This window comes from Citrobacter sp. NCU1 (assembly GCF_010231475.1).
GTDB lineage: Bacteria > Pseudomonadota > Gammaproteobacteria > Enterobacterales > Enterobacteriaceae > Citrobacter_D.
Genome location: NZ_NRDO01000053.1, coordinates 23,696 through 44,121 on the forward strand (window position 1 = coordinate 23,696; position 20,426 = coordinate 44,121).

At 52.7% G+C, this 20,426-nt stretch carries 16 protein-coding genes; 5 read left to right on the forward strand and 11 right to left on the reverse strand.

Annotated elements, in window-relative coordinates:
- Genes bcsB through bcsR form a run of 4 tightly spaced genes read right to left on the reverse strand, consistent with a single transcriptional unit; the run spans position 1 to position 5,930 of the window.
- Entirely contained in the window at positions 1-2,352 is a 2,352-nt protein-coding gene (gene bcsB, locus CJP72_RS17410) for a cellulose biosynthesis cyclic di-GMP-binding regulatory protein BcsB (RefSeq protein WP_162382603.1), read from the reverse strand.
- Between the two features lie 10 nt (positions 2,353-2,362).
- Entirely contained in the window at positions 2,363-4,981 is a 2,619-nt protein-coding gene (gene bcsA, locus CJP72_RS17415) for a UDP-forming cellulose synthase catalytic subunit (RefSeq protein ID WP_162382604.1), read from the reverse strand.
- Positions 4,978-5,730, reverse strand: coding sequence for a cellulose biosynthesis protein BcsQ (bcsQ, locus tag CJP72_RS17420; protein ID WP_162382605.1), 753 nt, complete (start codon positions 5,728-5,730; stop codon positions 4,978-4,980). Before bcsQ ends, bcsA begins: the two co-directional genes overlap by 4 nt.
- An 11-nt stretch (positions 5,731-5,741) precedes the next feature.
- Positions 5,742-5,930 carry a cellulose biosynthesis protein BcsR gene (gene bcsR / locus CJP72_RS17425; RefSeq protein ID WP_162382606.1) on the reverse strand — a complete coding sequence of 63 codons (189 nt, stop codon included), beginning with the start codon at positions 5,928-5,930 and terminating at the stop codon, positions 5,742-5,744.
- 289 nt (positions 5,931-6,219) lie between these two features.
- On the opposite strand from bcsR, the gene bcsE reads away from it, so the two are divergent.
- From bcsE to bcsG, 3 genes are read left to right on the forward strand one after another with little or no spacing between them, the layout of a single operon-like run.
- Positions 6,220-7,779 carry a cellulose biosynthesis c-di-GMP-binding protein BcsE gene (gene bcsE, locus CJP72_RS17430; protein WP_162382607.1) on the forward strand — a complete coding sequence of 520 codons (1,560 nt, stop codon included), beginning with the start codon at positions 6,220-6,222 and terminating at the stop codon, positions 7,777-7,779.
- On the forward strand, positions 7,776-7,967 hold the full coding sequence (gene bcsF, locus CJP72_RS17435; RefSeq protein WP_162382608.1) for a cellulose biosynthesis protein BcsF: 192 nt from the start codon (positions 7,776-7,778) through the stop codon (positions 7,965-7,967). The genes bcsE and bcsF overlap by 4 nt, the downstream gene beginning before the upstream one ends.
- On the forward strand, positions 7,964-9,643 hold the full coding sequence (bcsG, locus tag CJP72_RS17440; protein ID WP_162382609.1) for a cellulose biosynthesis protein BcsG: 1,680 nt from the start codon (positions 7,964-7,966) through the stop codon (positions 9,641-9,643). Before bcsF ends, bcsG begins: the two co-directional genes overlap by 4 nt.
- A gap of 83 nt (positions 9,644-9,726) precedes the next feature.
- Here the strand turns inward: bcsG and CJP72_RS17445 are convergent, their stop codons facing one another.
- Positions 9,727-9,834, reverse strand: a complete 108-nt coding sequence (locus tag CJP72_RS17445; protein WP_162382610.1) for a type I toxin-antitoxin system toxin Ldr family protein — start codon at positions 9,832-9,834, stop codon at positions 9,727-9,729.
- A 435-nt stretch (positions 9,835-10,269) separates the two neighbouring features.
- Here CJP72_RS17445 and megL point away from each other — a divergent pair, with 435 nt between their 5' ends.
- Positions 10,270-11,466, forward strand: coding sequence for a methionine gamma-lyase (megL, locus tag CJP72_RS17450; protein ID WP_162382611.1), 1,197 nt, complete (start codon positions 10,270-10,272; stop codon positions 11,464-11,466).
- A gap of 129 nt (positions 11,467-11,595) precedes the next feature.
- Positions 11,596-12,894 (forward strand): aromatic amino acid transport family protein, encoded by a 1,299-nt coding sequence (locus CJP72_RS17455; RefSeq protein ID WP_162382612.1) that lies wholly within the window; start codon positions 11,596-11,598, stop codon positions 12,892-12,894.
- Between the two features lie 42 nt (positions 12,895-12,936).
- Here the strand turns inward: CJP72_RS17455 and CJP72_RS17460 are convergent, their stop codons facing one another.
- The 6 genes from CJP72_RS17460 to dppA form a co-directional block, all read right to left on the reverse strand.
- Entirely contained in the window at positions 12,937-14,151 is a 1,215-nt protein-coding gene (locus tag CJP72_RS17460; RefSeq protein ID WP_162382613.1) for a sigma 54-interacting transcriptional regulator, read from the reverse strand.
- Between the two features lie 180 nt (positions 14,152-14,331).
- Positions 14,332-15,336, reverse strand: coding sequence for a dipeptide ABC transporter ATP-binding subunit DppF (gene dppF / locus CJP72_RS17465; RefSeq protein ID WP_162382614.1), 1,005 nt, complete (start codon positions 15,334-15,336; stop codon positions 14,332-14,334).
- Positions 15,333-16,316 carry a dipeptide ABC transporter ATP-binding protein gene (dppD, locus tag CJP72_RS17470; RefSeq protein WP_162382615.1) on the reverse strand — a complete coding sequence of 328 codons (984 nt, stop codon included), beginning with the start codon at positions 16,314-16,316 and terminating at the stop codon, positions 15,333-15,335. The genes dppF and dppD overlap by 4 nt, the downstream gene beginning before the upstream one ends.
- A 10-nt stretch (positions 16,317-16,326) precedes the next feature.
- Positions 16,327-17,229, reverse strand: coding sequence for a dipeptide ABC transporter permease DppC (dppC, locus tag CJP72_RS17475; protein ID WP_162382616.1), 903 nt, complete (start codon positions 17,227-17,229; stop codon positions 16,327-16,329).
- Positions 17,230-17,238: 9 nt separating this feature from the next.
- Positions 17,239-18,258 carry a dipeptide ABC transporter permease DppB gene (gene dppB / locus CJP72_RS17480; protein ID WP_162382617.1) on the reverse strand — a complete coding sequence of 340 codons (1,020 nt, stop codon included), beginning with the start codon at positions 18,256-18,258 and terminating at the stop codon, positions 17,239-17,241.
- A 162-nt stretch (positions 18,259-18,420) separates the two neighbouring features.
- Positions 18,421-20,028 carry a dipeptide ABC transporter periplasmic-binding protein DppA gene (gene dppA, locus CJP72_RS17485; protein ID WP_162382618.1) on the reverse strand — a complete coding sequence of 536 codons (1,608 nt, stop codon included), beginning with the start codon at positions 20,026-20,028 and terminating at the stop codon, positions 18,421-18,423.
- Positions 20,029-20,426: the final 398 nt, after the last annotated feature.

The following is a 20,426-nucleotide window of genomic DNA, read 5'->3' on the forward strand; positions in this document are numbered from 1 at the left end:
TTACTCATTGTCCGGATCAAGACGACGGCGACTAATGATACGCAGCAGACGCCACAGCACCCAGGCCAGAAGCACGACGCTCACCGCCGCCAGAATGGCCAGCAGGACCGGGTGGTTCGACAGGGCATACCACAGACGTTCAAACCACGGTAAATGGCCGACGTAGTAAACATCCCCTACTCGCAGGCTGTTAACACCGGACTCACGAATGACCGCAACAGAACCAAACATCGCCGCCCGTTTTCCGCTGTCGTTCATCGCTTCGTTCAGTAACGTATAACCGCGTGGGCTATCGGCCAACAATGCAATCACACTTCGCTGATCGTTAAACGGTGACTGGAAGCCCACCACGGCCGCCATCGGGCCAGAGGAGGTCAGGGTTGTACGCACATCCGCCACGCGATCGGCCATATCCGGCATAATGCTCGGGAAGGGGGTCTGACGTGTCGGGGTATTTACCCAGCTCTGCGTCGCCTGTACCAGCAGATCGATTCGCTTATCATCTTTGAGCTTATCGGGGATGGTGCCGATTAACATGATGTCGGCGTCTTTACCCTGAATCTGGCTGCTATCGTCGGCGATATTCAGGTTAATCGACGGGAAGCCGGTTTGCGCCCCTATCGTCCCGGTCACATCCAGTAGCGTTTCCATCTGCGCTTCGTTCGGGGTTTTCGGCATAACCATGATCGTTTCAGACAGGTCAGCCATACGACTGAACGGGAAACCCGCATTCGCGAAAGCACGCAGATCCGGCATCGCAATAAAGTGGTAATACTTCGAGAAGTCGATAGTGGAATCGTCGCTGATCACGACATGATTCTGTACCGGTTGGAAAGTGACGCAGTTATCAACCGATCCCCCTGGCATCGGGTTCATATACTGGAAATCAAAGCGCAACTGGTTCATCGCTCCCAGTTTTAACGCTGGAATCGCGACATCCGTTTTACCGTCCAGAAGCCCTTGCAGAACCGGCAGACGCAGCAACAGGCGATTGCTTTCCTGGGCGCTGTTCAGGTTAAACGCTTGCAGGAACTGGTTATTCAGACTGATATCCATCCGCGAACTGTCTTTCTGCGGCGGCGTGGTGTAACGGTAGTTGAGGTTCATATCAATACCGGTACTGCGTAACAGATACAGATCCGGCGGCAGGTTCAGCGACACGTTGATCGGCGCAGGCTCCAGCCCTGTTGACTGTAACTGCTCTTCATAGGTTTTCAGCTCGCCAAAGGTCACCGCGCGGTCAGTGCGCACCCAATTCGGCGCGTCATAAGGCTGACGGGCCAGCAGTGGTTTCACTTCATTCACCACCACGCTATTGCCACGGAACAGAATATTCCCCTGAGCGATCCCCTTCGCGGCCTGTAACAGGTCTTTGTCATCACGGCCAAAGACCACCAGCAGTTTCACATACGGGTTATCCGGATGGTTCATCATCTCGACAACCGGTGCTTTCACCGCCGGATAATCGCGCAGGAAGTCCGGGCGTTTGTCGTTAGTGGCAAAGACAATCGCATTACGATCGGGCAGTTTGTTATACATCACCGGGAAGTGCTGACCGCGCCAGCCCGCACGTGAACCAAACCAGGAGGAGACGATCGATGCCGCCTGTTGCAGTTCCTTATCCGGTGATTGTGCAAAGACCATCGGCAAGGTAACAGGACGATTATCTCGCGGGTCAAAGAACGGGATCGGGAAGTGCGAGAGATCGTTGTTTACCGGCAGTGTCTGGTAAGTCAGATCCAGTACGCTACTGCGGCCGACATCCACCCACAGCGTGCTGCTGGCCGGATTTTCACAGACATCACGGTAATGCCCAACAAATTCCAGACGCACCCGGTTAAAATCAGTAATAAACAACGGGTTGATCGGCATCTGGGCCAGCGTTTTTTTACCCAGTTGCTCTTTGGTGACAGGCAATACGCCCATCAATTCATCATTCAGGTAAACCTTTAGCTGAGACTGAATCGGCAACAGCGACGGCGATGGGGTGTATTCGAGGTTCAACACCGCTTTCGAAACCACTTCATCGCTGCGCATCCCGAACTCAATACCACCGTTCGGGTTGACGCCACGCAGAACCATACTGCCCGGCGGCGGCGCAATTTGCGCAAAGGTGAGCTTCACGTCGCGGGAAGGCGCCTTCTGCTCGACAATGGGCGCGTTTGCCCCCACCACGCCTGGCATCACCTGTCCGACGGGCTGATTTTCATCTGCCGGCGCAGGCACAGCTGGCGCCTCTTCTGGCTCAGCATTTACCAGTGGTTGCATTGCAGGCGTCGCATGCGTCATGAAAGAAGGGAAAGTGCTCATCCCTATTGCCACTGCACAAATCCAGGAAAGTTTTCTTTTCATCGCGTTATCATCATTGTTGAGCCATAACCTGATCCGGCTGTTGTACCGCCACGCCCCGCTCTGGGCGACGTGGAATAAACGACACAATCCAGGAAACCAGCGTCGTCAGAGACCAGAAAATTACTTTGACGGAAGACGGGGCAAACTCCGCGAGGTGTCGATAACCACGGAAGCCCAGCTTCAGAATATCCAGCAGACTTTCCAGAGGTTTATCTTCCGGGAAGCTGTCCTGCCAAAGCGCCCAGGTATCTGCCCGGGCGAACGTGCACTGTACAAAATCAATATGTTGTTTCGTGGTCAATGGCATCAGTTGCAGCCCCACTTCATTGCCCATCACGCGCACAACTTGCGTCGGGAAGACATATTCCTGCTGGCCGCGTTTAAGCAACAAATTCACCTTCTGTCCTTCCAGCACCTGCGCCTTGCCGTTGATCTTGATCCCCAGACCGCCATCGGAGAAGTCATGCACAGTGCACGAGAACAGATGGCCATCTTCACGGGCAATGGCGGCGGGCATTGAGATCTCAACACGATGTGCCCGTCTGACCTGTTTGCTCTCCACAGAAACGGCCACCGCGCCGCCGAGAATAATCAGGTTGTATAAAACCCATAACAGGCTGACGATCACGGTGAGGATTTCGTTTTCAGGGCCGTAGTAGAAGCGCCAAACGCCCACCGCCACACCGAGCAGGTTGAGCAAGACCAGGAAGATATAGGGCCGCGAAATAACCCAATCCACGTACTCTTCTTCAACCAGTCCGCCTTTTGCCGTCACGTTAAACTTCCCTTTGTGCGGGTTAATCAGCGCCACCATCGTCGGCGGGGCGATATACCATGCCAGCACCGTTTCGTAGATCTCACTCCAGAACGAGTGGCGGTATTTCCCCTGGATCTTCGAGTTGGTCAGGCTGGCGTGGACCATGTGCGGCAACACGAACAACGCAATCATCAGCGCAGGGGCATAGATGATATAGGCGTGTAACAGCAAGAAGGCCAACGGCGCCGTGAGGAAGATAAGCCGGGGAATGCCGGACAAAAAGTGGAACATGGCGTTCACGTAACACAATCGCTGCGCCAGTTTTAAGCCTTTGCCGGTGAGCGGGTTGTCCAGACGGAAGATTTGCACCATCCCACGCGCCCAACGAATACGTTGCCCGATATGCGCAGACAGACTTTCTGTCGCCAACCCCGCCGCCTGCGGAATACGCATATAAGCAGAGGTATAGCCACGGCGGTGTAAACGCAGCGAGGTATGGGCATCTTCAGTCACGGTTTCTACGGCAATGCCACCAATCTCATCTAACGGTTTACGACGGATAACCGCACACGAACCGCAGAAGAAGGTGGCATCCCACATATCGTTGCCATCCTGCACCAGCCCATAGAACAGCGTCCCTTCGTTCGGCGTTTTGCGAAAACGCCCCAGGTTGCGTTCAAACGGGTCCGGCGAGAAGAAATGGTGTGGCGTCTGCATCATCGCGAGCTGTTTCTCTTTGAGGAACCAGCCCATCGTCATTTGCAGGAACGAGCGCGTTGGCACGTGGTCGCAGTCAAAGATCGACACAAACTCGCCCTTCGCATATTTCAGAGCGTTGTTAATGTTCCCGGCTTTCGCGTGTTCATGGGTAGGACGAGCAATGTATTCCACCCCTACGGTCTGAGCAAACTGGCGGAACTCTTCTCTCCCGCCATCATCCAGAATCCAGATTTTCACCTTATCTTTTGGCCAGTCGATGCCCAACGACGCATATATGGTGTTTTTCACCACACTGAGATCTTCGTTGTAAGTGGGCACAAAAATATCGACGGTCGGCCATTGCGACATCTCTTTTGGCAATGGAACAGGCTGACGATTAAGCGGCCAAATCACCTGGAAATAACCCAGCACCAGTACGATCCAGGCATAAGTCTCGGCAAACAGTAAAACGAGACCACAAACCAGACTCACCGGGTCATCCCAGTTCAGCGTCGACGTATAGCGCCACCAGATATAACGGCAAGACACCGTCAGCGACAGCACGATCAGCATCAGGGCAGAGAAACGTCCTGGCAGTCGGCGGACCCACAACGCCACCCCCCACAGCAGCATCAGGAAGATAAATTGTGACAGCGGGTTAAACGGCTGGGTAATACAAATCACCGCCAAAATCAGCGAAAACGTCACGATAATGCCCAAAATGAAGCGACGCGCCCCAGTGCTGAGATGCCCCAACTCTTTTTTCGAGTCCAGGTGGAGCGTGCGTTGACTCACGCGCTCAGGCAACGCATCCATCCATTGATGGTAGCGGCCACGCACACCCTGCAAACGGGCAAACGACCGCCAGCGCGGCTCGCTTTTTTCTTTTCGCTGAGAAGTCGCCATCAACCAGAGCGTTTGAATGGCGTAGCGGGCAGGATCCAGAGGGCGCGGGCGGGCGGCGTTAATATGCGGATACAGCGCTTTATGCTGGCCACGAATACGCTGCCAGCGCGGATGCTCAAGTGGGATGAACACCCATGCCAAAATCACCCAAAAACAGCCCATCGCTGCGCTAAAACATGACGCGCCATGACGACGATAATCCTGATAACGCTCGCTCAGGCGCGCGTTAACCGGCGGAATGAGCAACCACCGGGACAGGAGACTCATGATGGGCTCCCGACAGGCGTTTTATGACCGGCATAATGCAACAGACACCAGTTTGCCAACGTCAGTATCTCCTCCGCCGCCAGCGAATCACTGCGATATTCTCCCAGCGGTTGCTTCGACGCCATGCACTCCGCCATCGCTTCATCCCGGTGAATGATCATCGGTAGCAGGCGACGCTGACTTTGCAGCCAAATTTGGTACAGGTCATCCTGCAACTGACTGCCGATGCGTAAGTCATTGATCAGAATATGCGCACCGGTAGGCAGCGCCTGCTGGTGAAGACGGATATGGCAATTCGTGTCTGCATTCACCACGGCCAGCGTGTGATCGCAAAGATTCACCCACTGACGGGTGAGCGGTGAAGTGTCAGAAGGAAGATCCAGCAGGATCCAGGAATAGCGCCCGCTCTCTTTCAGCGCGGAGATCCCCTCGCAGACCCCGCCCAGGCGATCTTGCCACTCCTGAAGGTTTTCACGCTCTTGCGCACTCAGTTGACCAAATGGCAACAGGTCGAGTTGTGAGGTATAGCGCATGCCAGCATCACGCCAGTCGCGGTTATCCAGTATCGCCCTCGCCCACCCTTCACGGTGAACAAAGTCCACGTTGAATGACAGGCGCAACAAATTGTCGGGACTGACATCCACAACAAGTACGTTTTCCCCTAATATCTGCAACGCCCAGGCGAGTGCCGAAGTGATCGACGTGGTACCGACACCACCGCGCACGCCCTGCAATCCCAGAATAGCCATCCACGGCTCCCTTATTGTTGTTGCGCAAATTCAGCCAGCAACGGCCAGCGTTTAATCGCCGCAGAGAGCTGTTCGCGTTGGGAAATATCGGTGTAATCTATTTCAGGCAGCGAAAATGCCTGACTTAAGGCCAGAAAATCATTTTGGAAGGTATAGCCCAAAGCTGAATCAGACTGAGTACCTGGTTCATTGTTATACATTCTGATTTATCCCTTTTGAATATACTCGCCACGCTTCAGACATTTTTTTGGCTGCACTCCGTCCCTTCCCATCGTTAATCTTCAGCACAGAAAATCGTTCATTTTTTGAACTTCCTGGTGCTCAATTTATAATGATAATGAAAAATCAAAGACTGATGTTACAAGGCTTCCTGCCTGACGGATGGATTTACATGCTAAATCTGATACGTTTTAATTTCAATGTTAGGTTTATTTCTGTGCTTTCGCTAGTAAACTGATAAGCAGATAAAATAGTGACAAGAGGGACACTGTGGACCCCGTATTTTCTATCGGTATCTCATCATTATGGGATGAACTGCGCCATATGCCAGCCGGCGGTGTCTGGTGGCTTAACGCTGATCGCACTGAAGATGCCATCAGCCTGGTGAATCAAACGATTGCGTCTCAAACGGGCAACGCGAAAGTCGCGGTCATTTGCATGGGGAACGATCTGGAAAAATCGGTCAAATTAGATGAGGCTCACGGCCCGGAAAAAATTCAGTTATTTTCCATGCCGAACTCTGAAAAGGGACTATACTCATTGCCCCGCGATTTGCTTTGTTCCCTCCAGCCCACTCATTATCTTTTCATTCTTATTTGCGCAAATAACGCATGGCAAAATATATCTTCTGAACGTCTGCGTCAGTGGCTGGTAAAAATGAATAAATGGACCCAACTCCATCACTGTTCACTTCTGGTCATTAACCCAGGAAACAATAATGACAAACAGTCATCATTGCTGATGGGAGAATATCGATCTCTTTTTGGTCTTGCCAGTTTACGTTTTCAGGGCGATCAGCATCTGTTCGATATCGCATTCTGGTGCAATGAAAAAGGGGTCAGCGCACGTCAGCAACTCATCTTGCGTCATCAGGATAATCGCTGGGAACTGGCTCAACAGGAAGAAGCGGAGATCCAGCCTCGTAGCGACGAAAAACGGATCCTCGGCAATGTTGCCGTACTCGAAGGTGCCCCACCGCTCTCTGAGCACTGGGTGCTTTTCGACAATAACGAAACCTTATTCAACGAAGCGCGTACCGCTCAGGCGGCGACGATCATTTTCTCTCTGGCTCAGAATAACCAAATCGAACCCATGGCGCGCAACATTCATACCCTGCGTCGCCAGCGAGGCAGCGCGCTGAAAATCATCGTACGGGAAAACACCGCCAGTTTACGTGCCACCGACGAACGCCTGTTATTAGGCTGCGGCGCCAACATGGTCGTGCCGTGGAACGCGCCGCTTTCTCGCTGCCTGACGTTAATTGAAAGCGTTCAGGGGCAACAATTTAGCCGTTACGTACCGGAAGACATCACCACACTTCTCTCCATGACGCAGCCGCTGAAACTGCGTGGTTTTCAAAAATGGGATGTCTTCTGCGAAGCGGTGCATAACATGATGGCCAATACACTGCTTCCTGCGGATGGGAAAGGCGTCATGGTGGCGTTGCGACCGGTGCCTGGCATACGTGTCGAGCAGGCGCTCACATTATGTCGTCCGAACCGCACTGGCGACATCATGACCATTGGCGGCAATCGTCTGGTGCTGTTTCTGTCATTCTGCCGGGTTAATGATTTGGACACCGCGTTGAACCATATTTTCCCGCTGCCGACAGGCGATATTTTCTCCAACCGTATGGTCTGGTTCGAAGACAACCTCATCAGCGCCGAACTGGTGCAAATGCGCTTATTGTTGCCAGAGATGTGGGGCAAACCGCTGCCGCTGACGCAAGGGCCGAACCCCGTTTTGAATGCTGAACACGATGGGCGAGCCTGGCGCCGTATTCCGAAACCCTTGCGACTGCAGGATGATGCTATGGAGCGAACATCATGATGAATATCAATGATATCATTCAAATCATTATCTTCTGCGCACTGATTTTCTTCCCGCTGGGCTATCTGGCACGCCATTCGCTTCACCGTATTCGGGACACCACCCGGCTTTTATTTGCCAAACCTCGCTATGTAAAACCAGCCGGAACCTTGCGCCGCGCTTCGAAAGTCAAGGCAGACAACAAATGACTCAGTATACTCAATCCTCATCAATGCCTTCGCCGTTATGGCAATACTGGCGCGGGCTTTCTGGCTGGAATTTTTACTTTCTGGTGAAATTCGGTCTGCTTTGGGCCGGCTATCTCAATTTCCACCCATTACAAAACCTGGTATTCATGGCCTTTTTGCTCATGCCAATACCAAAGTACAGTTTGCATCGCCTTCGCCACTGGATTGCTATTCCGATTGGTTTTGCGCTTTTCTGGCATGATACCTGGCTACCCGGCCCGGAAAGCATCATGAGCCAGGGTTCGCAGGTTGCCGGATTTAGCGCCGACTATATGCTCGATCTGGTGACCCGTTTTATCAACTGGCAGATGATTGGCGCGATATTCGTTCTGTTGATCGCCTGGCTGTTTCTGTCGCAATGGATTCGGGTGACGGTTTTCGTTGTCGCAATCCTCGTCTGGCTGAACGTGCTGACACTGGCGGGGCCGAATTTCTCTCTGTGGCCAGCAGGTCAACCTACCAGCACGGTCACAACCACCGGCGGCTCTGCGGCAGCAACCGTAGCAACTGCAGGCGATACGCCCGTCGTGGGTGATATTCCGGCCCAGACGGCACCACCAACCACGGCGAATCTGACCGCCTGGCTGAATACTTTCTACAATGCCGAAGCGAAGCGGAAAACGCCGTTCCCTAGCTCACTTCCTGCAGATGCTCAACCGTTCGAACTGTTGGTGATCAACATCTGTTCACTCTCCTGGTCTGATGTCGAAGCCGCAGGTCTGGCATCGCATCCGCTGTGGGCGCATTTCGACATCCTGTTCAAACACTTTAACTCCGCGACCTCATACAGCGGCCCAGCGGCAATTCGCCTGCTGCGCGCCAGTTGCGGTCAACCTTCACATACAAACTTGTATCAACCAGCAGGCAATGACTGCTACCTGTTCGATAATTTGTCGAAGCTGGGCTTCACACAACATCTGATGATGGGGCATAACGGCGAGTTTGGCGGCTTCCTGAAAGAAGTGCGTGAGAATGGCGGTATGCAGAGCGAGCTTATGGACCAGAAAGGTCTGCCTGTCACACTGTTGGGCTTTGATGGCTCCCCAGTTTATGACGATACCGCCGTTCTCGATCGTTGGCTGGAAACGACCGAGAAAGATCAAAACTCACGGAGCGCAACGTTCTACAACACCCTGCCGCTGCATGACGGGAACCACTTCCCTGGCGTCAGCAAAACGGCGGATTACAAAGTTCGCGCCCAAAAACTGTTTGATGAGCTGGATGCTTTCTTCACCGAGCTGGAGAAATCTGGCCGTAAAGTGATGGTAGTAATGGTGCCCGAACATGGCGGTGCGCTGAAGGGCGACAGAATGCAGGTCTCCGGTCTGCGTGATATCCCTAGCCCTGCGATTACCAACGTACCGGCTGCGGTGAAATTCTTCGGGATGAAAGCCCCTCACCAGGGCGCGCCGATCGATATAAATCAGCCAAGCAGCTACCTGGCTATTTCCGAACTGGTGGTACGCGCCCTTGATGGGAAGCTGTTTACGGAAGACAACGTTAACTGGAACCAGCTAACGGGTGGACTGCCGCAGACCGCACCGGTCTCCGAGAATGCCAACGCGGTGGTGATTCAGTATCAGGGTAAACCTTATGTGCGCCTGAACGGCGGCGACTGGGTACCTTATCCGCAGTAAACCGAAAAAGGCCGCAGAGTCTCCCCTGCGGCCTGGTTCGGGCGCATATTGCCATCACGGCAGGCAGACACCCACAAGACACATTACTTCCGGTGACGTAGCCAGTTCACTACCAGGCTGACAATAATGCCAGCGATGATCGGAGCTGCCAGATCGTGCCAGAAGGCTGTGCCCAACTGCATGAGCGTCATAGAGCCGCCTTTGTTGCAATGGCAACTGTTCGCGGCTATTCTCAACTTGTCTGGAGTCAAGTTAGCCCCCGTTTTGTTGCCAGGTTTATACCAAACAACGTGCGGGGGTTTTCTCTTTCCAGCAACCGATGCCGCCGGGGATCAAGCCCCCGCAACATTGCGCCTCACCGGGCAAGCCCGGCTTGATGCAGATTCTACGGCAACCCCCAGCCCTTATCATCCCGCACTCCCCACACTGCGTGACGCTTCGCATTTACAGTATTTCCATGCCAGTCAGCCACTCCAGGGCTGGAAAGATTTTTGCCAGCTGGCAACTTTCCTGACACCAGCCCAGATATAAAACTTTCTAATGCACTGATATTAAAGAACTCCTTTCATGGCACAGCGATTGCTATCTGAGTATGAGCTGTTCTGTTTCGAATCAAAGGAGATATCATGACTGACTGTCGTACTTACGGATTCAACACCCAGATCGTTCACGCGGGACAACAACCCGACCCTTCCACTGGTGCGCTCAGTACACCTATATTTCAGACCTCAACATTTGTTTTTGACAGTGCCGAACAAGGCGCCGCCCGCTTTGCTCTCGAAGAGTCTGGGTACATTTACACTCGCCTTGGCAACCCGACAACCGATGCGCTGGAGAAAAAACTGGCGGTGCTCGAAAGAGGCGAAGCGGCGCTGGCGACGGCCTCGGGTATTTCGGCTATCACCACCACGCTGCTTACACTGTGCCAGCAAGGCGACCATATCGTTTCCGCCAGTGCGATTTATGGCTGCACCCACGCCTTTTTGTCGCACAGCATGCCGAAGTTCGGCATCAACGTGAGCTTTGTTGATGCCGCCAGGCCCGACGAAATTCGTGCGGCGATACGCCCGGAAACCCGGGTTATCTATATCGAAACACCCGCGAACCCGACACTCTCGCTGGTCGACATTGAAACGGCCGCCGGAATTGCGCATCTGCATGGCGCCCTGCTGGTCGTCGACAATACATTCATGTCGCCGTATTGCCAGCAGCCGTTGCAACTGGGCGCAGACATCGTGGTACACAGCGTGACCAAATACATCAACGGTCACGGAGACGTGATTGGCGGTGTCATTGTCGGCAAGCAGGAGTTTATCGATCAGGCCCGTTTTGTGGGTCTTAAAGACATCACCGGCGGCTGTATGAGTCCCTTCAACGCCTGGCTGACGCTACGCGGTATTAAAACGCTGGGCATCCGTATGGAACGCCACTGTGAAAACGCGCTAAAAACCGCCCGTTTTCTGGAAAATCACCCGGCAATCACCCGTGTTTACTATCCCGGATTGCCATCACACCCGCAGTACGAGCTTGGCAAACGGCAAATGAACCTGCCGGGCGGCATTATCAGCTTTGAAATTGCAGGCGGACTCGAGGCTGGCAGACGAATGATCAATTCTGTAGAATTGTGCCTCCTCGCGGTCAGTCTCGGTGATACCGAAACCCTCATTCAGCATCCTGCGTCTATGACACATTCGCCTGTTGCACCAGAGGAGCGGCTAAAAGCAGGTATTACCGACGGACTTATCCGTCTTTCTGTGGGTCTTGAAGATCCAGAAGATATTATTAACGACCTTGAAAACGCTATCAGAAAGGCAACGTTCTGACCATGACGCCCTGGGCCGACATCACCGGTCCAGGGGGATGAAATCAAGGCACAAACAGCCTGGCTATACGCCTCATCCTTCGCCATGAAGCACCCCGGAGGATGATGTGTATTTTGGGCAGGGGGCTCTATGCAGGACAACACAATACAATTAAGTAACAATAAAACAACTATTACATCATCCTCAAAAAGATTACCGTTTACAAAATATGATTTTGGCTGGGTGTTATTATGCATCGGTATGGCTATTGGCGCGGGAACCGTACTGATGCCCGTGCAAATCGGTCTGACCGGAATATGGGTATTTATCGTCGCCTTTATTATTGCCTACCCTGCGACCTATATTGTGCAGGACATTTATTTAAAGACATTATCTGAAAGTGAAACCTGTAACGATTATACAGACATTATCAGCCACTATTTGGGTAAAAACTGGGGAGTATTTTTGGGAGTAATTTACTTCCTGATGATTATCCACGGTATCTTTATCTACTCATTATCCGTTGTATTTGACAGCGCATCGTATATTAAAACATTTGGTCTGACAGATGCAGACCTCTCACAATCCGTCCTCTACAAAGTGGCAATCTTTTCCCTCCTTGTCGCCATTGCTTCTGGCGGTGAAAAGTTACTGTTTAAAATCTCAGGACCGATGGTGGTGGTGAAAGTTGGCATCATTATCGTGTTTGGTTTCGCTATGATTCCACACTGGAATTTCAGTAACATAACTGCATTCCCACAGGCGTCAGTCTTCTTCCGTGACGTTTTGCTGACGGTTCCTTTTTGCTTCTTCTCTGCGGTGTTTATTCAGGTGCTAAACCCAATGAATATCGCCTACCGGAAACGAGAAGCCGACAGAGTGCTGGCAACCCGAATGGCAATCCGTACACACCGTATTAGTTACATCACGTTGATTGCGGTTATTTTATTCTTTTCCTTTTCGTTTACGTTTTCGATTAGCCACGAAGAAGCCGTTTCCGCATTTGAGCAAAATATCTCCGCACTGGCGTTAGCCGCGCAGGTGATCCCAGGGCAAATTATTCATATCACATCAACAATATTAAATATCTTCGCGGTGCTGACGGCCTTTTTTGGTATTTATCTCGGCTTCCATGAAGCAATCAAAGGAATTATTCTTAATTTACTGAGCCGTGTAATTAACATTGAGAAAATTAGCCCACTGGCGCTCACCCTGGGAATTTATACCTTTATTGTGATTACGCTGGTTATTTGGGTCTCTTTCCGGGTCTCCGTCCTTATTTTCTTCCAGTTGGGGAGTCCGCTCTATGGTATTGTCTCCTGTATCATTCCTTTTTTCCTGATCTATAAAGTCAAACAACTGGAAAAACTGCGTGGCCTGCGAACCTGGCTGATTTTGCTGTACGGGATCCTGCTGTGCTTGTCACCGCTATTGAAGCTGATTGAATAATTCAAGGTAAGCGCCGTCAGTGACTCCTGCGAGCGGCGGCGCTTAATTGACATCTTCGAGTTGATAACTACGGATCTTATTGAGCACGGTGGTATGCGAGACGCCAAGCGCTTTTGCAATATCCCGTGACGAGACGTTCTCACCGACCATCTGCTCAATGATTTTGCGCTCCGCATGCTGAACCTGTTCTTTAAACGGGAATGCCGTTCCCTGCGTGATATTGGGGCTTTCTTCAACTGGCAGGCTCACTAAACGTAAATCTTCCATCGTTATCACATCACACTCAGACATTAGCATCAGCCGAATGATGGCGTTTTCCACCTCTCTGACATTACCCGGCCAGCGATGACGGAGTAAAAATGAAAAACAGGCTCTGTCCAGAATAATTCGCCGCTGAAATTCCTTCGCATATTTATGGACAAAGTGGCGGATCAGCAAGGCGATATCCTCCGGCCGCTCACGAAGCGGAGGGATAGTCAGCGAAAGAACATTAATGCGATAGTAAAGATCGGCGCGCAGTTGACACCGTTCGACCATCTCTTCCAGGTTAGCGTTGGTGGCGACAATAATACGTGCATTAACCGGGATAATGTGTGAACCACCGACCCGGCGAATACCACCATCCTGTAACACACGCAGTAATTTAACCTGGAGATTCAGCGGCATTTCGCCAAACTCATCCAGAAAAAGCGTACCGTGGTCCGCCATCTCGAAGAGTCCTTTTTTCCCTTTGCTGTCAGCACCGCTGAACGCCCCTTTTTCATAGCCGAAAAATTCACTCTCCATCAACGTTTCAGGAAGTGCGGAACAGTTCACAGGGATACAAGGATAAAAACGACGTTGCCCGGAATTATGAATGGCGCGCGCCAGAAGTTCCTTACCGGTTCCGGTTTCACCACGGATCAACACCGTATATTTGCTGTCGGCAATTTTTATCGCTTTTTCAATCAGCGACTGCATGCCCGGACTGCTGCAAATAATATCGGAGAAATAACGCGGGCAAGCCAGTTCTGACGAAGATCGCTCGGTCATATCTTCGGAAAGCCAGTCAACATTGACAATATCTGCGCGCTGGCATAACCGGTTTCGCACACTGGAAATATCCTGCAAGTGACGACACCACGATTTAATCAGGATCCTGCCGGGTGTTACTTTCATCGAAATAATATTAATGTCGCAGCAGGAAAACTCCTTAAGGACATCCTCAACCATAGACAGGCGATCGATTGTTCTGATATCCCAGCGTATCGTGACCACGTTTGCTCCGTTTCATTTAGCAACTGCGATTTAACCGATAATTCTGTGACGTTACGAAATCTGCATACATTCTAACCCATGCGGAATAATCTTCTGCCAATGGACTCACATTGTGGACTCAAAAATAAAATATAAAAAAACCGGAGCATAAGGCTCCGGTTATGCGGGAATAACCAACAGTTATTGCTGCGGATTTTCATCCTGATCAACAGCAAAACAGGCCACCAACTGACCACGGTAGTCTTTAAGCTGCGGCTGCAACTGGGTGCAGGGACCAAAGCGGCGACGGCAACGCGCATTAAAGGCGCACCCCGGCGGCGGATTCAGCGGGCTTGGCAGTTCACCGGTCAGCTTGATGCGCTCGCGGCGATCGTCCGGGTTCAAACGAGGCGTGGCTGAAAGCAGAGCCTGCGTATACGGATGGCGGGGATTGTTGAAGATCTGGTCTTTCGTCCCTTTCTCCACGCAGCGGCCTAAATACATCACCATCACTTCATCAGCAATGTGTTCCACCACCGACAGATCGTGAGAGATAAAGACGTAGGACAGCCCCAGTTCCTGCTGCAAATCCATCATCAGGTTCAGTACCTGCGCACGTACGGAAACGTCCAGCGCGGAGACAGGTTCATCGGCAATGACCACATCCGGATCGAGCATCAGACCACGGGCAATCGCGATACGCTGGCGCTGACCGCCAGAGAACATGTGCGGATAGCGATCATAATGTTCGGTTTTTAGGCCGACTTTCGCCATCATCGCCAGCGCTTTTTCGCGGCGCTGTTCTTTGCTGAGCGACGTATTGATCAGCAGCGGCTCTTCCAGAATTTGTCCCACTTTTTTGCGCGGGTTCAGAGAACCGTACGGGTTCTGGAACACGATCTGGATTTTCTGCCGACGCAGTTTCTGCGCCTGAGGATCATGCTTAAGCAGATCCTGCCCCTGATAATACAGCTCACCGCCGGTCGGGGTTTCAATCATCGTCAGCAGACGGCCAAGCGTGGATTTCCCACAACCTGATTCCCCCACCACCGCCAGTGTTTTACCGCGCTCCAGGGTAAACGAAACGCCATCCAGCGCTTTTACCAGCCGTTCAGGGGCAAACAGCCCCTTTTTCACGGGATAGTATTTCTTCAGATCGATAGCCTGCAACAGCGGTTGCTGCGAGGTGGCCTCGTGCGTACTCATAGTGTTGGCCTCCCGGCATCATCGAGTGGGTAGTGGCATTTCGACTGACGACCTTCACCCAGTTGCATCAGTTCCGGTTCTTCGCTGCGGCATTTGTCCGTCGCATACGGACAGCGAGGATTCAGCAGACAGCCGCTCGGGCGGTCATATTTCCCCGGTACAACGCCTGGCAGCGAGGCCAGCCGCGCTTTATCCTGCGCAAATTCAGGCAAGGCGCGCAGCAACGCCTGCGTATACGGATGACGCGGGGCGCGGAAGATATCATGCGCATTACCTGTTTCCACCACCTGACCGGCATACATCACAATGATTTTGTGCGCCGCTTCCGCCACCAGCGCGAGGTCATGAGTAATCAGCACCAGCGCCATATTCTCTTTCTGCTGCAATTCCAGCAGCAGTTCGATGATTTGCGCCTGGATAGTCACATCCAGCGCGGTGGTCGGTTCATCGGCAATCAGCAGCTTTGGCCGACAGGCGATGGCCATCGCAATCATCACACGCTGGCTCATCCCACCGGACAACTGGTGCGGATAGACGTCCAGGCGCGAGGCCGCGTCGGGAATACCGACCAGGTTTAACAGGTCGATTGCGCGCTGAAGGCGGGTTTTCTTGTTGCCGCCCTGATGTACCTTGATGGCCTCCATTATCTGGAAACCCACGGTATAACAAGGATTAAGGCTGGTCATCGGATCCTGGAAAATCATCGCCACTTCGGCGCCGACCAGGTTGCGTCGCTCTTTCTCAGAGATACGCTTCAGATCCTGACCGTTAAACTCCAGCTTTTCCGCCATCACGCGCCCGGGAAAATCAATCAGTCCCATGATCGCCAGCGAGCTGACCGATTTACCCGAGCCGGACTCGCCGACAATACCGACCACTTCGCCCTGGTTTACGCTATAGCTGATACGGTCTACAGCGCGAAAAGGGGTGCCTTCATCGCCGAAGTGCACCGATAATTTGTCTACATTTAATAACGCCATCTCGAACCTCTTACTGCTTCAGTTTGGGATCGAGCGCGTCACGCAGACCGTCACCCATCAGGTTAAATGCCAGCACCGTCAGCAGGATCGCCAGACCCGGGAAGGTCACGACCCACCAGGCACTTTGCGCAAACTGCAACACGTCGGAGAGCATGGTGCCCCACTCCGGCGTCGGCGGCTGCGCGCCCATACCCAGGAAGCCAAGGGCGGCCATATCGAGAATGGCGTTAGAAAAACCAAGCGACGCCTGAACAATCAGCGGCGCAAGGCAGTTAGGGAAAATATTGACGAACATCTGACGCATTGCGCCAGCACCCGCCACGCGGGAAGCGGTGACGTAATCGCGGTTCACCTCGACCAGCACCGCAGCGCGCGTTAAACGAACGTAGTGCGGCAGCGCCACGAAGGTCAGCGCCAGTGCGGCGTTGCCAATTGAGGGACCGAATACCGCCACCAGCACCAGCGCGAGCAGCAGGCTCGGCAGCGCCAGCATGATATCGACCACACGCATAATGATGTTATCGACGATACCGCCGAAGTAACCGGCAACCAGCCCCAGCACCACACCCATGATCAGCGACAGCACCACCACCAGACAGCCAACCAGCAGCGATAAACGCGCGCCGTACATCAGACGCGACAGTACATCACGGCCAACATCGTCGGTCCCCAGCAGGTGCGCCATCGTGCCGCCTTCCTGCCACGCTGGCGGTGCCAGCAGCACATCACGGAACTGATCTGCCGGATTATAGGGGGAGAGAAAATTGGCAAAGGCTGCAATCAGGATCATGATGACGACATACACCAGACCCACAACGGCACCCTTGTTGCGTTTAAAATAGTGCCAGAACTCCTGCATCGGGGTCATCGGCACCGGTGCAGTAATAACTTTATTTTCAGTAACCTGTGACATGATGGCCCCTTACTTCTTATGACGAATACGCGGGTTCACCACGCCGTACAGCAGATCGACCAGCAGGTTGACGAGAATAATCATCGTCGCCACCAGCAACACTCCGCCCTGGACTACCGGATAATCGCGGCGTTGCAGCGCGTCAATCAGCCAGCGCCCAAGTCCAGGCCACGAGAAGATGGTTTCAGTCAGAATCGCCCCTGCCAGCAGCGTCCCCACCTGCAAACCAATCACCGTCACAACAGGCAGCATTGCGTTACGCAGAGCGTGAATGACGATCACACGCATCCTGGTAAGCCCCTTGGCGCGAGCGGTACGAATGTAATCCTCGCCCAGCACTTCCAGCATTGAGGAACGCGTCATACGCACAATCACCGCCAGCGGGATGGTGCCAAGCACCATTGCAGGCAGGATCATATGCGCCAGCGCATCAATAAAGTTGCCCTCTTCGCCCCAGATAGCGGTATCGATTAGCATAAATCCGGTCAGCGGATTGGTGTCATCAAGGAACACCATATCGCTCACCCGCCCGGAAACCGGCGTCAGGTTCCAGTGCACGGAAACCAACATAATCAGCATCATGCCCCACCAGAAGATAGGCATGGAGTAACCGGTCAGCGCAAGGCCAACAGCAGTGTGATCGAAAATGGAACCACGCTTGACGGCGGCGAGTACCCCGACCGGAATCCCGACCGAGGTAGCGAAAATCATGGCGCAAACGCCCAGCTCCAGCGTCGCTTTAAAGCGAGGGACGAACTCCTCCCACACCGGTAAGCGGCTTTTTAGCGAGATGCCTAAATCACCATGCATAACCCCCCAAATGTAATGGAGGTACTGCTGCCACATCGGTTTATCCAGACCGAGTTCTGCCAGCAATTGAGCGTGACGCTCAGGGGAGATACCACGCTCACCCGCCATGATCATCACCGGATCGCCAGGGATCATATGAACGAAGGCAAAGGTGAGAAGAGTGATACCGATAAACGTGGGGATGACGAGTCCCAAACGTCGGAGAATGAACTGCAACATAACCCGGATTCTCTCTAATGACGCGCAGCCTGGTGACAGTGCGTCTGTATTGCTCACAAATCTTATCTCCCCCTCAAGCGAGAAGGAGATAAAGCATTACCGCCAGGTAGCGTTACGCTAGTCCGACTTAACGGTACGTAACGCGGCCTGGCTTGCTTTTAATTATTCGACAGAGACGTTTTCGAAGTGGTGTTTGCCTAATGGATCAACCACATAGCCTTTGACTTCTTTACGTACTGGCTCGTACACCGTCGAGTGAGCAACGATCAGCGCCGGAGCCTGGTCATGCATCACTACCTGAGCCTGTTTGTAGAGTTCAATACGCTTGTTATGGTCGTCGGTCGCGCGCGCCGGCTGAATCAGGTCTTCAAACGGCTTGTAGCACCAGCGAGAGTAGTTAGAACCGTCTTTCGCCGCAGCGCAGCTAAACAGGGTGGCGAAGAAGTTATCCGGATCCCCGTTGTCACCGGTCCAGCCCATCATCACAGCCTGATGCTCACCCGCTTTGGCGCGCTTCAGATACTCGCCCCACTCGTAGGTCACAATCTTGGCCTGAACGCCGATCTTAGCCCAGTCAGCCTGAACCATTTCTGCCATACGGCGTGCGTTCGGGTTGTACGGACGCTGTACGGGCATCGCCCACAGCTCAACGGTAAAGCCTTTATCCTGGCCTGCTTCTTTCAACAGCGCTTTCGCTTTCTCAGGATCGTAGGCGTAGTCTTTAACGTCGTCGTTATAGCCCCACATGGTTGGCGGGATCAGGTTCTTCGCCGCCACGCCAGCGCCCTGGTAAACCGCTTTGATAATCGCTTCTTTGTTCACTGCATAAGTCAGCGCCTGACGCACTTTCACGTCATCAAACGGTTTCTTCTCGGTGTTGAAGGAGAGGTAACCGACGTTCAGACCCGCCTGCTCCATCAGGTTGATGTTTTTGTCCTGCTTCATGCGCGCGATGTCTGCCGGGTTCGGGTACGGCATCACCTGGCACTCGTTCTTCTGCAGTTTGGCATAACGCACGGAGGCATCCGGCGTAATGGAGAAGACCAGACGATCGATCTGCGGCTTGGTGCCCCAGTAGCCCGGGAACGCTTTGTAGAGAATACGGGAGTCTTTCTGGTACTGCAGCAGCTGGAACGGACCGGTACCGATGGGGTTCAGGTCGACTTTTTCCGGCGAACCGGCTTTCAGCATATTGTCCGCATATTCTTTGGAAAGAATAGAGGCGAAGTCCATTGCCAGGTCAGCGAGGAACGGTGCTTCCGGGCGCGTCAGCACGAACTGAACGGTGCTGTCGTCGACTTTCTTCACTTCGCTAATCAGCTCAGGCAGCCCCATCCCTTCAAAGTATTCATAGCTACCGCCAGAAACTTTGTGGTACGGGTTTTGCGCATTTTTCTGACGATCGAAAGAGAACACTACGTCGTCTGCATTAAAGTCACGCGTCGGTTTAAATTCTTTGTTGTCCTGCCACTTCACGCCTTTGCGCAAATGGAAAGTATAGGTTTTACCGTCTTCACTGATTTCCCACTTCTCAGCGAGGCCAGGAATGACTTCGGTAGTACCGGTTTTAAATTCCACCAGACGGTTATAGATAGGTACTGAGCTGGCGTCATAGGTTGTGCCAGAGGTGAACAGCTGCGGGTTGAACCCTTCAGGAGATCCTTCTGAACAATAAACCAGAGTTTTAGCCTGTACACTTGCTGCGACAGTCATAGCCACAAGGCTCAGACCAAGCTTCAGCATCCCTGACTTCTTCAAGGAAATACTCATTCTTCTGCTCCAATTGTGATGTTTTGTTGTTTTACCCTTTGCAGTGGGCTGCACCGCCTGGCCTTTTTTGTTTTTTACCCGGCCGGGTCGGCGTTAAGAGGATGGGGATTCCGTTCACATAAACGACTGAGTTGCAGTGCGGATTCTCCATGAAATGCCCCTCATGCCCTACAATCTGTCAACAGAATGTGAAAACGTCAATACAGGTAACCGCGATTTACAGCAATGGTGAGAATTCACAAACAAAGATTAAAAAAACTTCGGACCACTATTTTCAGCAGAGAAATTTGTGCTACGCGCATAACACCAGAATTAATCTCTTCATAGTTAGCAACATTTAGTGGTTAACGTTTGTGCATATTATGAAAAATTTCTGACGAGATGCTGCATATCTGAGC

Bases quoted from the DNA above. Each gene is read 5' to 3' on its own strand.
- bcsB (WP_162382603.1), bottom strand. From the start codon at position 2,352: ATGAAAAGAAAACTTTCCTGGATTTGTGCAGTGGCAATAGGGATGAGC.
- dppD (WP_162382615.1), bottom strand. From the start codon at position 16,316: ATGGCGTTATTAAATGTAGACAAATTATCGGTGCACTTCGGCGATGAA.
- dppA (WP_162382618.1), bottom strand. From the start codon at position 20,028: ATGAGTATTTCCTTGAAGAAGTCAGGGATGCTGAAGCTTGGTCTGAGC.
- CJP72_RS17445 (WP_162382610.1), bottom strand. From the start codon at position 9,834: ATGACGCTCATGCAGTTGGGCACAGCCTTCTGGCACGATCTGGCAGCT.
- CJP72_RS17455 (WP_162382612.1), top strand. From the start codon at position 11,596: ATGCAGGACAACACAATACAATTAAGTAACAATAAAACAACTATTACA.
- dppC (WP_162382616.1), bottom strand. From the start codon at position 17,229: ATGTCACAGGTTACTGAAAATAAAGTTATTACTGCACCGGTGCCGATG.
- dppF (WP_162382614.1), bottom strand. From the start codon at position 15,336: ATGAGTACGCACGAGGCCACCTCGCAGCAACCGCTGTTGCAGGCTATC.
- dppB (WP_162382617.1), bottom strand. From the start codon at position 18,258: ATGTTGCAGTTCATTCTCCGACGTTTGGGACTCGTCATCCCCACGTTT.
- megL (WP_162382611.1), top strand. From the start codon at position 10,270: ATGACTGACTGTCGTACTTACGGATTCAACACCCAGATCGTTCACGCG.
- bcsF (WP_162382608.1), top strand. From the start codon at position 7,776: ATGATGAATATCAATGATATCATTCAAATCATTATCTTCTGCGCACTG.
- bcsR (WP_162382606.1), bottom strand. From the start codon at position 5,930: ATGTATAACAATGAACCAGGTACTCAGTCTGATTCAGCTTTGGGCTAT.
- bcsQ (WP_162382605.1), bottom strand. From the start codon at position 5,730: ATGGCTATTCTGGGATTGCAGGGCGTGCGCGGTGGTGTCGGTACCACG.
- bcsG (WP_162382609.1), top strand. From the start codon at position 7,964: ATGACTCAGTATACTCAATCCTCATCAATGCCTTCGCCGTTATGGCAA.
- bcsA (WP_162382604.1), bottom strand. From the start codon at position 4,981: ATGAGTCTCCTGTCCCGGTGGTTGCTCATTCCGCCGGTTAACGCGCGC.